11 protein-coding genes are annotated in these 12,315 nt (G+C 66.5%); 5 read left to right on the top strand and 6 right to left on the bottom strand.

Going from position 1 to position 12,315, the window contains the following annotated elements:
• Positions 1 to 12: 12 nt before the first annotated feature.
• From phnC to ASF08_RS04930, 3 genes are all read right to left on the bottom strand, one after another.
• Positions 13 to 816 (bottom strand): phosphonate ABC transporter ATP-binding protein, encoded by an 804-nt coding sequence (gene phnC / locus ASF08_RS04940; protein ID WP_056142114.1) that lies wholly within the window; start codon positions 814 to 816, stop codon positions 13 to 15.
• An 89-nt stretch (positions 817 to 905) separates the two neighbouring features.
• Positions 906 to 1,535 carry a DapH/DapD/GlmU-related protein gene (locus ASF08_RS04935; RefSeq protein ID WP_056142112.1) on the bottom strand — a complete coding sequence of 210 codons (630 nt, stop codon included), beginning with the start codon at positions 1,533 to 1,535 and terminating at the stop codon, positions 906 to 908.
• Positions 1,536 to 1,546: 11 nt separating this feature from the next.
• Positions 1,547 to 2,212 carry a DUF1045 domain-containing protein gene (locus ASF08_RS04930; RefSeq protein WP_056142109.1) on the bottom strand — a complete coding sequence of 222 codons (666 nt, stop codon included), beginning with the start codon at positions 2,210 to 2,212 and terminating at the stop codon, positions 1,547 to 1,549.
• A 245-nt stretch (positions 2,213 to 2,457) separates the two neighbouring features.
• Here ASF08_RS04930 and ASF08_RS04925 point away from each other — a divergent pair, with 245 nt between their 5' ends.
• From ASF08_RS04925 to ASF08_RS04915, 3 genes are read left to right on the top strand one after another with little or no spacing between them, the layout of a single operon-like run.
• Positions 2,458 to 3,474 (top strand): endonuclease domain-containing protein, encoded by a 1,017-nt coding sequence (locus ASF08_RS04925; protein ID WP_244474457.1) that lies wholly within the window; start codon positions 2,458 to 2,460, stop codon positions 3,472 to 3,474.
• A 13-nt stretch (positions 3,475 to 3,487) separates the two neighbouring features.
• Complete coding sequence (locus ASF08_RS04920) at positions 3,488 to 4,198, top strand: hypothetical protein (protein WP_056142107.1); 711 nt, start codon at positions 3,488 to 3,490, stop codon at positions 4,196 to 4,198.
• Positions 4,195 to 7,359 (top strand): ATP-binding protein, encoded by a 3,165-nt coding sequence (locus ASF08_RS04915; RefSeq protein ID WP_056142103.1) that lies wholly within the window; start codon positions 4,195 to 4,197, stop codon positions 7,357 to 7,359. The genes ASF08_RS04920 and ASF08_RS04915 overlap by 4 nt, the downstream gene beginning before the upstream one ends.
• A 76-nt stretch (positions 7,360 to 7,435) precedes the next feature.
• Here the strand turns inward: ASF08_RS04915 and ASF08_RS24565 are convergent, their stop codons facing one another.
• On the bottom strand, positions 7,436 to 7,573 hold the full coding sequence (locus tag ASF08_RS24565) for a hypothetical protein (protein ID WP_156629464.1): 138 nt from the start codon (positions 7,571 to 7,573) through the stop codon (positions 7,436 to 7,438).
• Between the two features lie 464 nt (positions 7,574 to 8,037).
• On the opposite strand from ASF08_RS24565, the gene ASF08_RS24560 reads away from it, so the two are divergent.
• Positions 8,038 to 8,646: a hypothetical protein gene (locus ASF08_RS24560; protein ID WP_156629463.1), complete on the top strand. Its 609-nt coding sequence runs from the start codon at positions 8,038 to 8,040 to the stop codon at positions 8,644 to 8,646.
• Positions 8,647 to 9,267: 621 nt separating this feature from the next.
• On the opposite strand, the gene ASF08_RS04905 is transcribed toward ASF08_RS24560, so the two are convergent.
• A complete protein-coding gene (locus ASF08_RS04905) occupies positions 9,268 to 10,518 on the bottom strand; it encodes a hypothetical protein (RefSeq protein WP_056142098.1) in 1,251 nt (416 codons plus the stop codon).
• Positions 10,519 to 10,906: 388 nt separating this feature from the next.
• Complete coding sequence (locus tag ASF08_RS04900; RefSeq protein WP_056142094.1) at positions 10,907 to 11,539, bottom strand: recombinase family protein; 633 nt, start codon at positions 11,537 to 11,539, stop codon at positions 10,907 to 10,909.
• A 158-nt stretch (positions 11,540 to 11,697) separates the two neighbouring features.
• On the opposite strand from ASF08_RS04900, the gene ASF08_RS04895 reads away from it, so the two are divergent.
• Positions 11,698 to 12,075 carry a hypothetical protein gene (locus tag ASF08_RS04895; protein WP_056142091.1) on the top strand — a complete coding sequence of 126 codons (378 nt, stop codon included), beginning with the start codon at positions 11,698 to 11,700 and terminating at the stop codon, positions 12,073 to 12,075.
• Positions 12,076 to 12,315: the final 240 nt, after the last annotated feature.

Raw genomic sequence — 12,315 nt, 5'->3', positions numbered from 1 at the left:
GGTAGCGAACGATCAGGCGACGAGGGCGGTGGGATAGGCTTGGGGCCGCGCCGGCGGGGCGGGCGCATCGAGGACCTCGCCGGCCTCCAGCCCGTAGAGCCGGCGCGCGACATCCTCGGTGAGGTCGGCGGGCGCGCCGTCGAACACGAGGCGGCCGTCGGCGAGGCCGACGAGGCGGTCGCAATAGCCGCGGGCGAGATCGAGGGAATGCAGGTTGCACAACACGGTGATGCCGTGGCGCCGGTTGGCTTCGGCGAGGGCATCCATGACGATGCGGGTGTTGCGCGGGTCGAGGGAGGCCACGGGCTCGTCGGCCAGGATCAGGTCCGGGGCCTGCATCATCGCCCGCGCGATGGCGACGCGCTGCTGCTGGCCGCCCGAGAGCTGGTCGGCCCGGTGGCAGGCGAAGTCGCCCATCCCGAATTCGTCGAGGGCGGCCAGGGCGAGGGCGCGCTCGCGCTCGGACCAGAGCTTGAACAGGGAGCGGTGCCTGGGGACCTCCGAGAGGCGGCCCATCAGCACGTTGCTCAGCACGTCGAGGCGACCGACGAGATGGAACTGCTGGAAGATCATCGCACAGCGCGTCCGCCAGCGCCGCAGGTCGCGGCCGCGCAGGGCCGTGACGTCGAGGCCGTCGAACAGGAGCCGCCCGCCCGTCGGCTCGGCGAGGCGGTTGATCATCCGCAGCAGGGTCGACTTGCCGGCGCCCGAGCGTCCGATCACGCCGACGAACTGGCCCCGGGGGATGGCGAGGGAGACGCCGTCCACCGCGCGACGGTCGCCGTATTGGCGGGCGAGACCTTCGAGGATCAGCATGCAGGGGTCCAGCGTTTCATGTCGAATGCCGGTAGACCCGCCCTGCACGACAGAAGAATGACTATTCTCCGGCTAATCAATTTTCTGAATTATTGTACCTCGACCTCGTGACGCTCCAGGAAAGCTTCGATCGACAGGGCGCGGAAGTCCGGCAAGGCCCGGCGGAGGCGCGCGTGGTCCCAGTCCCACCAGGCCAGCGCCTGCAGGCGCTCGGCGACCGCTTCGGGGAACCGCCGCCGCACGACGCGGCCCGGATTGCCGACCACGATGGTGTAGGGCGCGACATCCCGCGTCAGGATCGTGCCCGCGCCGACCACCGCCCCGGTGCCGATGCTGCGGCCGGGAAGGATGACGGCGCCATGCCCGATCCAGACATCGTGGCCGATGGTGACGGGCAGGGCGCGGCGCCGGGCGAAGAAGGCCGGCTCGTCCTCCTGGCCCGGCCAGTAGGCGCTGGCCCGGTAGGTGAAATGGGATTGGGAGGCCCGCTCCATCGGGTGGTTGCCGGGGTTGATCCGCACATGCGAGGCGATGGAGCAGAACTTGCCGATGGTCGTGTAATTCACCTGCCCGTCCTCGACGATGTAGGAATAGTCGTCGAGGCTCGTCTCGCTGAGGCGCGTGCGGGCGCCGACCTCGGTGTAGCGGCCGAGGCGGCACCTGGAGAGTTCGGCGGTCGGGTGGACGGCCGGTTCGAGGCCGAGGCGATCGGAGACCATCGGGGTTTCCTTCAGGGCGAGAAGGGCAGGCGGCGCAGGAGGCGGAACGGCGCCGTGCCGTCCTGGACGACGACGCTCACCGCATCGATCATCAGGTCGGGCAGGTCCGCGGCGGCCTCGGCCAGCAGGGGCAGAGCGGTCACGCGCTCCTCCGGGGCAAGGCGGCCGGTCAGGGTCATGTGGAAGCGGAACGTCTCGAACACGTGCGGGTAGCCCCAGCGCTCCAGCAGCGCCCGGCCCCGGGGATCGAGGCGCTCGGGGCGGCGGCGGGCGCGCTCAGGGGGGGTGAGGGGCGCGCGCAACGGATCGAGGGCGCAAACGCACTCGGCGGCGAAGAGGCCGAGAGAGGGCGGGGGCGCCTCCGGCACCAGGGCCATGAAATCCCCGAGGGCGGCGACCCGCAGGGGGCCGACGGGCAGGGGGCTCCGGTGCGCCGCCAGGGCCGCGGCCGCATGGAGGAGATCGGCTTCGGTCGCGTCCGGGGCGAGGCGCATCGGCGCCTTCAGGGTGGCGTGGAACCCGTAGACGCGCGGCTCGGCCGTGTTGGCCGCGAGGATGGCCCGGAGCGCGTCAGGACCGGGCGCCGGGCCGGCTCCCAGGATCGCGTCGCCGAAGGCGGCGAGCGCCGAACCCGGGGCGGGAGTGAAATACAGGGCGTATCGGGCAAGGTCGTCCAAAGGAGCTTTTCCTCGGCTGCGCGCGACGGGCCGAAGACCTCATAGGTCGTCGCCCGGACGCTGATATGACAGGCCGGGTGCCGAAGAAGAGAGGTCCGCCGTGGCCTGCCAGGCCTGATACTTCGTCACATGGGCGGTCGGGTAGCCAAGAAGGACAACCTGTGCTGGTCTGCAACCTTGACCATCGACAGGAGATCGAGGACGACCCGACGCGCGATGCACAGTCTCAGCGTAAGTCTCTCATCGTGAAAACGGCCGCCGCCTTTAGCGACAGGGCGAGGCCGCGCCTGGAGCGGACCGAACTCGCCGAACGGATCTTCCGGCTGGCGCCGGGCCGTCGGCTCGTCGTCGTCGACATCGGTTGCGACGGCATCGCCCAAGCCATCACCGCCGATGACGATCACGCCCGCGGCGCGTTCCTGCTCGTCACCGACGGTCTGCGAACCGGTGCGGCGGTACTCGACCGCCTCCTCGACGATCTCGCCGATCTCGCGCTCAGCCGCTGGCCGCATTGGCATGGGCGGGATGACGGCGGCCTCGCGGACACGGATCACTCTTTCGATCCGATCGTATCCGGTCCCTGGCTCAGGGCAGCACGGCGGCGGGCCGGCGCCGGCCACCCACCCCGGTTCCGCGAAGCCGCGCGGGAACTCCAGTTCGTTCAACTGCTGCACGCGATCGACCCGTCCGGCGTCGTCCTGATCGGCGAGATCAATCCCGCATCGCCAGCCCGCGCCGCGCCGGTGATCGAGGCCCTGGAATGGTGCATGGGCCATGGTGCGGCCATCGTCATGGCGCTGCCGGCTTGGCCGCCCGATTCCACCCCCTACGATCGCATCCTCTACGGCGCCTGCGAGATCGTGCGCGAGCCCCCTCCGGTCGCCGAGCGCTTCCTCCCGCCGCGTTCGAAGGCCCATCCCGCCAGCGCGATCGAGCAGCGGGTGGAGACGGCCCTGCAGCAGGACGCCGAACTGCGCGGTCTGTTCTGCTGCAACGAAGCCGTGCCCGTCGGCGGCTGGGGGCAGCCGCCGCGGGTCGACCTTCTCTGCCGCGCGCACCGCATCGTGGTGGAACTCGACGGACCCGAGCACCGCAGAGCTGCGAGATACGCCGACGACCGCCACCGGGACTATACCCTGCTGACGGCGGGCTACCTCGTGCTGCGGATCACCAACGAGCAGGTCGAGGCCGATCTTCGACGGGCCATCGAGAAGATCCGCTCCGTCGTCCGGCTCCGCAGCCTACCGATAGACGCGACATGAGGGGTTCGATCCGATGAGCCAGACGCCGACGCCGAAGCAGGCGCTGATCCTTTGGTGCCTGCTGGGCAAGCACGGCAGTGCCCTGCAGAGCGAGGTCGTGCCCAAGGTCGACGCCGCCGATCGCAGGGCATTGGTCTCCGGGCGGTACCTCTCCGAGGAGAAGCAGGGTCGCTCCATCCGGCTGACCGTCACGGACGGGGGCTGGAACTGGGCCGGCCAGCACCTGCGCGACCCGCTCCCTGCGAATTTCCGCGTCCTGCAGGACTGGCTGGAGCGTATCGACCGGCATCTCGCCACGACCGGCGAGACGCTGGCCGGCCTCATCGGCACGCCGGCGACGCCCGGGCCACGTCCTGCCGAGTCCCCCTCTGCCGAGTCCCTCCCTGCAAAGCCCACACGCAGCCGCACCGCGAAGGCGGCACCACCGGGTTCGGCAAAGCCAAGGAAGCTCACGAAGAAGCAGGTGCGCGCCCGCATCGAGGCCGCCTATCTCGCGCTCACGGATGGGCAGAAGGCACAGGCCGTGCGCCTCAGCGCGCTGCGCGCGCATCTGAGCGAACTCGACCGCGCCACCGTCGATGCCGGGCTCGCGGCCATCCTGGCCGGCGATCCGACGGCGCGGCTGAGCCAGCTCAGCGATCCGAAGTCGCTCTCCGCCGATGAGCGCGAAGCGGCGTTCAGCCCGGCGGGCGAACCCTTCCACATCCTCTGGATCCAGTCATGAGCGACGCCCTCGACGCCCTGCGCCGGGTCGATTTCGACTGGGTGCGCACCCTCGACAGCGTGTGGCTCGACGTGGAGCCGACCGGCGGCCCGAACGATGCGCTCCCACCCGGGATCATCGCGGATCTGCACAGGGAGGCGCCCGGTCCTGCCTCCCGCGCGATGGGGCGCGTGCTCATCGGCCCGTCGGGCGTCGGGAAGACGCATCTCGTCGGGCAACTGAGACGGGAGGCCTGGCGCTCGGGCAGCTGGTTCGTGATGCTCGACGTCCTCGGCCTGTCGGAGTTCTGGCGCAGCGCCGCGCTGAGCTTCCTCACCGCCATGCTGCATCAGATGCCGGACGGCCGGCGCCAATCCGACGCCGTGCTGGCCGGGGTGGCGCGCCAGTTCAAGGTCGAAAGGCATGTGGAGGAGGCATTCAACACCCCCGACGTCGACACGCGCAAGATCGTCGTCCTCCTCGTCAAGGCGTTGATGAGCGTCGACATGGGGAGCGCGCTCAAGCACCAGGACGTGTTCCGCGCCCTGTGTCTGCTGCGCTCGAACGATTTCGGCGCCGTGGGCCTCGCCCATGCATGGCTGCAGGGCTACGACGCCGACCCGGTCGCCCGCGCCGAACTCGGGTTTCTCCGCCCGCCGCCCACGCCGAAGGAACTCGTCGAGGGCATGTCGTGGATCATGAGCCTGAGCGGTCCGATCCTGGTCGCCGTCGACCAGATCGACGGTGTGATCGACGCGAGCCATTTCGTCGGACAGGACGAGTTCGAGGGCAGGCAGGGGCTGGCGGAGGTGCTCGCCTCCGGCCTGCTGGAACTCCACGATGTCCGTCACCGGGGCATGACGGTCATCACCTGCCTCCAGAACTCCTGGGAGCGGCTGCAGGAGCGGGCCCTGACGCCGCTGCTGCAACGATACGTGACGCCCGTCGTGCTGCAGGGCATGAACGACCGGGCCGCAGCGGCGGCGTTGATCCGCGCCCGGCTTGCCCCGGCCTATGCGGAGGCGGGCTTCGAGCCCCCTTACCCGACCTGGCCTTACAGCGACGCCGCGATCGCGGACTCGGCCCGCTCCGGCATGATGCCGCGCACGCTCCTGATGCGCTGCGACGCCTTCCGGCGCGATTGCCTCGCGCAAGGGGCCGTCACCGTGTGTGACAACCTCGTCCAAGCCCCTGACGGGCAGGCGCGTGACGCGACCGCCGACGCCGTGTTCGACCTCGACCGGGCCAAGCGCAACGCCGACATCGCCGGTTTGCTGGACGAGGAGGCGGCCCTCGGGGAGATCCTGCGCACGGCCTTCGACCTCTACGCGCTCGAGGACGATCCGGACGATGCGCTCGACGTGGCGAGCAAGGGCGAACCCGACCAGAAGATCCCGCCTCTGCACGGCCGGCTGATCCTGATCGACCGAGACCGGAACGACCACGAACGGCATGTGTGCTACCGCGCGCTGCTGCAGCAGAACGCCATCGCCTTCCAGGCGCGCCTGCGTGCCGCGCTGACCGCCTCCGGCATCTCGGCACGCATGCCCGACCGAAGCCTGGTGATCGTGCGCCGCGCTCCGGTGCCCGGCGGCGCCAAGACGAAGCAGCTGTTCGACGCCTTCCTCGCGGCGAAGGGTGTGCTGATCGACCCGGTGGAGGACGACCTGCGCACCTTTGTCGCCTTGCGCGACCTGCACGCGAGCTCCGCCGAGGAGGGGCGGCAGGACCGGTTCGAGGCTTGGCTGCGGGCGCACAGGTTCGTGCGCGCCACCGCTTTCTTTCGGCAAGCCGGCCTGGCCGAGTCGGGAGGAGCCGACATCCCCGTCCTCGCGGACGGGACGGACTCCACCGGGATCGTCGACACGAGTGCGACTTCCGTGGTGCGGATGCCGAGGGAGAACCCGGACGCGGCAAAGCCGCCGACGGCCCCTTCCAAGTCTGCTCCGACCGTTTTGCCCGACGCCATCCCGGTCGGTCATCGCCTCACGCCGGACGCGCCGCCGGTGTCACTTCCGCTGCGGTTGCTGCCGCGGCACACGTCCATCATCGCCGGCTCTGGCTCGGGCAAGACGGTGTTGGTGCGCCGACTGGTCGAGGAGGCTGCGCTCGCCGGCATCCCCGCCATCGTGGTCGATCCGAACAACGACCTGTCGCGGCTCGGCGATTCCTGGCCCGAGCGGCCGACGGCCTTCACCCCGGAGGACGCCGACAAGGCCGCCCGCTACGCCGAGCGCGTCGAGGTGGTGGTCTGGACGCCCGGAGTCTCCGCCGGCAATCCGCTGTTTCTGTCCGTCCTGCCGGACTTCTCGGGACTCGGCGAGGATGCTGACGAGCGGGGACAAGCCGTCGAGATGGCGGCCGAGACCGTGGGACCCCTCGCCGGTGCGAGGAAGACGATCCAGCGCGGCGTGCTGGCCGACGCGTTGCGCCGCTTCGCCGAGCGTGGCGGCGGCAGCCTCGCGGACTTCACCGCCTTGCTCGCCGACCTGCCGGACGGCGTCAGCGAGATCGGCGGCGCGACCAGGATCGCCGCCGGGATGGCCGACGAGCTGCACGCGGCCGTGGCCACGAACCCGCTCCTGAAAGCCAGGGGCAGCGTGCTCGACCCGCAGGTCCTGTTCTTCGGCTCCGACCCGGCGCGCACCCGCATCTCGGTGATCAACCTCGCCGGTCTCGCCTCGGAGGCGGCGCGGGAGGACTTCGTAAATCGCCTGCAGATGACGTTGTTCGGCTGGATCAAGACGCATCCGAGCCCGCGCGGCATGCTCTACGTCGTGGACGAGGCGCAGACCTTCCTGCCGTCGCAAAGAGCCTGTCCGAGTCTCGGCAGCGGCATCAAGCTCGTGGCGCAAGGACGCAAGTACGGGCTGGGCATGGTCGTTGCGACCCAGGTGCCCAAGGGCCTGCACAACCAAATCGTCTCGAACTGCACGACGCAGTTCTTCGGCCGCCAGAGCGCACCCGCGACCATCGCCGCAGCCCAGGAGATCATGGCGGCGAGCGGCGGCGCGGCCAGCGACATCGGCAAACTCGGCGCGGGCGAATTCTACTTCGCCACCGAGGGATCGGGGAAGCCGGCAAAGCTGCGCACACCTTTGTGCCTGAGCCACCATCCGGCCAACCCGCCGACCCCCGATCAGGTCGTCATGATAGCAAGGCGATCGATCGCCTCCGCATGACCCCGCGGCTGCCATGCGCCGGCCGGGCATGGAAGCGGGGGGCACGGTGCCACTCGCATGGTGCGCCTCGGGCGCGTCAGGATTTGAGAAGGCCGATCGGCTGGGAGCCATCGTCCTTTTGCGGAAGCTGGGCAGGTTTGCGCAGTTCGGCGAACAGTGCCTTCGCGCCTCCGGTGTTCACCCCGGCAGGAGGGGCAATCAGCCGATCGTGCATTCGGCTGCGGCCTCGAGCAGCGCGTGGAGCCTCACGTCGATCATGAGGATGGGCACTGCCATGGTCGGGCAGCGGGTCTGCTGCCGCCGGCGCAATCCCGCGGTTCCCGAGGGAATTGGCAGGAGGTCAAAAGCGCACCGCCTCGGAGAAGCGTCTCCAACGGCAACCGTTCGCTAAATCCTTGAGACTGCGCACGTCTCCCGCAACACGCGAATTCCCGTCGTTCGCGGGGAGGGAGTGGTGGGCCCGGCAGGACACTTACTCTTGCCGACCAAAACTGATTTAAAACAGATACTTAGCGCTCACCAACACGCCCGAATGTGTCACACCTTCGTGCCGCAACGCAAGGCGGTTTTCACAACCCAAGCTTGACCATTCTGCGGCCCTGTTTCACTACCGAGGACGTACTGGCGAAAGATATCCCTACTATGCACACACTGAGATTAATTTTGATAAAGCCAATCGTGATAGCAATTATCACCTTTGTATCTGCTTCTGTTTTTGTATCGCCTTCTAATGCCGTTGTAGATGTCGATGGCAGTTATGTAAGGGTCGACGATCATTCCAGAGAACTCATTGAACGCTTTGTTGTCAACAAATTACGCGATCCTGTTGCGGCTCAAGTTCGAAATTTGCACACAAAATCAAGCAGTCGCGGAATAGTGTTATGTGGTGAATTGAACGCTAAAAATGGATACAATGCCTACACCGGATTTGAGGCTTTCGCTGTAGTTAGCCACCAGAACGGAAAGCATTCAACATACAACCCGTCCATGTATGACCCTGAATTTCGCCCTATCATGCGTAAGACAGTTTTGGAGCACGGGTGCGGTCTAACAGACAACGATACACGCCCAAAGTCTCCCCCTAATAGCTTAATTCAAGCTTACTACGCCGAGAACGAAGTCTGTCGTGGCGGGGCGGGAGATGAGCCATCAACACTAGAAGCTTGTGGCCGTAGAGAAGATGTTAGCCACAAACTTAAGTCAGCCGGCTACTGTTACGGCCGTGAAGGAGAAGCTGGTTATCAGGAAAGCTGGCACGTTTGTGGTCCTAGATCGAACCGCCGTTGAGATGGAACGCAGCAGCCCATCATACGCGTTCGCGCACGCGACACCCTATGAAGAGAAGGAGCCAGAGCGGCCAGAGCACGAGAAAGGTAGCTTTGGTCATAAGGAAGGCTGCGTCCTCACCGAAGCTCAAGCCACCATGGGTCTCGCAGCATGCGAGTTGGCTGCCGCGATCCTGATGGATGACGAGTTTCCGCCATACAGTGGAGCCGGCGGCGAGGTAGGCAGCGCAAATCCCTAACGTCGTGATCATTTTGGTCCTCACATTCCCTTCGTGGGTCTCTGCCCATTATGTGCCCGTGAAACTTGGCTCGTAGAGTTGTGTTTCCGGGGTTCGCCGGATCGAGGCGATTTCGCCCGTCCTCCGGCAGACTTCACCGCCCCCCCGGCACTCAGTGCCGGTCCTGGACGTGATTTTGGTGGTCGAGGTGGTCAAGATGACCACCCGTGGCCCTTCTCACCGCTACTCAGTGGCGCCCCCGCTACTGAGTAGCGGTCGCGGTGGTCATTTTGACCACCCCCGGCACTGATTTCAGGGGGCGGCACTCAGTGCCGGGGGTGGCAACGGTTGCCGGGGGGGGCAAATTTTGCGGGGGGTCGCCGTGCAACAAGTTGCACCGAGCATCAGTGGAGAGTCGTTACCGCGTCGTTCCGGCCAAAAAGGCGGTCGAACATGCGGGACCACGTCGGCGCGAGGGCGTACCGTGCCGGGCCTCGTGTGACGATGCCCGCCGGAACCAGGACGCCTTCGCGAACAAGAGCACGACAGACGGTATCCGGCGCGATACCTGCGGGGACCGTGGCCGTGACGCGACGGTGATTGCCAAGCAGCGAGAGCATGATCCGTTGGTTCTCGTCGGGAACCTGCCGATTGAGCCGGGCCATGAAGTCGCAAATGTCGGCGGCTGCTTCACACGCTTTCGTCACCTGCATCACCGTCTTCCACACCTTGGCGAGCTGCTTCACGGCCTCAGCCCTGAGGCTCTGCACTCTATCAACGAAGTCATCGCTTGGCGATAGACCCATTCTCTTCACTACCTGTGAAATTCTCTGCGCCTTCGAGAAGACTACCTCAACCCGAATTCTGTAGGCATCCTTCGCATAGACCTTTAGAAGAACGTCTTGCGTGAGGCCTAGATAGGCGCCGACGGCATTTCTCTTGCCCTTGGTTCCGCGCCAATGTCGGCTTTCGGAGGCATCATCCGCCACGGACAAGGCGTTGCAGAACTCGCCCACCCACGTGGCTGCGTCACGATGGTAGAACTCGAACTGGACTTCCGCCTTCCGGAGGGGTCCAAACCCCGCGCGGTCCAGCTTCGCCCCGGAAATGGACGGTGTGAGGTGATCAACGATGAACTGGCGGACCTTGCCCGTGTAGGATCGAAGAATGCCATTCCACCAGGGACCGCGCTCACCGGGGGATGGCACCTGCGCCGGAGTCGTGAGGTAGTTGTCTCCTCCGTCGAGGGAGCGAGCCGAGAGACGTGCTTCCACAGCCGGGTCGGGCGTCAGCGCTTCACGGGCCGGTTTTAGGTGGATGGCGCCGGGCGCCGGGTCGGCCTGATGCGCGAGGAAGCGCGTGGGGTTGAGCTGGACCTTCAGCTTCAGCGCTAGGAAGCCCTGCCCCTCTGGGATTTCGACAAGGCCTTGCGCCTCGAAGAGCGCGGTGCCGGGCCGGGTATCGAGGTTCCACGTCGTCCGTGTCCGATCCCGAAGCCGGAACACGCTCTTGTCGTTCCTGCCACGCAACCGGCGGAGCACCGCTGCCAGTTCGGTCGGGGTGCCGCGCACACGTGCTGTGAACTCTGCCTCCATGTGATCATGCCGGGCCTCTTGGGCCGAGAAGAGCCAGTCGAAGCCGCGCTCCGGGAACATCCCCTTCAGGATCGGCCGCGTGCGCGTGCGGATGGCTGGAGCCTGCCCCTGCCGTTGGCGCTGGTTATCGAGGGAAAGACGGGTCGGTTCTTGTCCGGATGCGCTCTGCGCTACGCCCGCGAAGCATCCCGCGCCGCCGCTTCGCGACGTCGCCCGACTAGTACCTGTTTGATCTTGGGTCGCGACCGACGAAGGGCGGTGGTGCTCTGTCCCCACGGAAGAACCTGAGCCGCCGCTTCGCGACGTCTCGCTCTGGGGTCTTTTTCTTTGTCTTACTTTTGGAGCCAGTGCGGCAGACGTTGCGGAGGTCATAGAGTTGTGCCGCTATCTTATATGCACACGAGGCCGGCGGAGGCCCCGTGAAACTTGTTGCACGGGATGGGGGGCGTCACGCGGCCCACCGAGCGAGCGCGGCCTCAGCCTCGGCCCGGTTGTCGCGGATGCGATAGATGGTTCCCCGCGAGATGCCGGTGGCCTTGGCGACGGATTGGACGGCCTCGCCCCGGCCAAGCGCGTCCACGACAGCATCGAACTGCTCGCGGTTGTAGCTGGGCTTCCTGCCTAGGTACTTTTCGTCGAGGCTCTTGGCGTGCTCGATGCCGGCCTTCTGCGCTTCCTTCGTCGCCTCGGCCTGGGACTGAGCGGTGGCGGCCATGAACCCAATGAGGGCATCTCGCACGGCCTGTTGCATCGGGTCGGACGTGGCGCCGTCGAAAACCATCCCGTTGATAACGGTGCGGATGATGACACCCCGGCGCATGAACTCGCGGATCGTGTCCGTCACGTCAGCGTAGTTGCGGCCAAGCCGGTCTACCCACCGGACTACCAACACGTCACCACGACGAAGCATGTCGAACAGGCGCCGGCCTTGGGGGCGGTCCCTCAACGCGGTCGAGACCCCAGACTCGCCCTCATCCGCCACCACGACGTCGATGGCGAAGCCGGCGGCCCGCGCGTGCGTCTCCTGATGGGCGACCGTCTGTTCATTAGTGGACACGCGGGCGTAGAGGATCGTCTGCAAGGGGTGTCTCCATGTCCACAAAAGCTGTGTCCACATAAAGTCATGTCCACAAGACTAAAGCAACCCTAGTGGACAGGTTTTTAGGCGCTTTTTCGAAGTTCACTGGACCATACCCATACGGACACGACGTGGCCCGCGTCTGATGCATACCGGGCTCAATGGGTGGTGACCGCTTCCGACGTGGCCGCCTCACGCAGCCCTTGAAGCTCTGCCAGCGCAGCGGCCTCTTCGTCCGCACATCCCGCGAGCTGAGCGACCAGAAGACGCTCAAGCGCGAATATCGGATCACGCGGCGTGGCGGGCTCGGCCCATCCCGGCATCTGCCGAAGGCGGTCTGGCGGCACGAGGGCGTGGAACTGAAGGAGCGCACGGAGTTCACGCAACGCCCGGACGGTGACGCTGAGGTCATTCGCGGCGACAGCGGCAGCGTAGGTATGAGCAAGCCCGTCCACGAGAAGGCGAGCGTAGTCTTGCAGGGTCCGGCCGTTCTCCACGTTCGCACGGGTAAACAGGCCTTCCAGGACTTGTTCCGGTGAGGCCGCTGCCCCGGTGTCAGATGTGCCCGGCCCATTTGCCCCCTCGGACGGGCACGCCTCCTGATGTGCGGCATTTACCGTCACCGTGGCGACGTGTGGGGCGGCGGGCGGGAGGTGAAAGCGTACCTGTGTAGGGCGGTGACAAAACCATCCACTGGAGCGTCGGCGGGGTGCTGATGCGGGCGGAGTAAAATCCGGCCAGTGGAGAAGCTTCTCTTTCGAGAGGAGCTGAGGATGTTT

It is taken from the genome of Methylobacterium sp. Leaf85, from assembly GCF_001422125.1.
Taxonomy (GTDB): domain Bacteria; phylum Pseudomonadota; class Alphaproteobacteria; order Rhizobiales; family Beijerinckiaceae; genus Methylobacterium; species Methylobacterium bullatum.
Note: the sequence above shows the minus strand (reverse complement) of the source record. Positions and strands in the feature narration are given on the sequence as shown.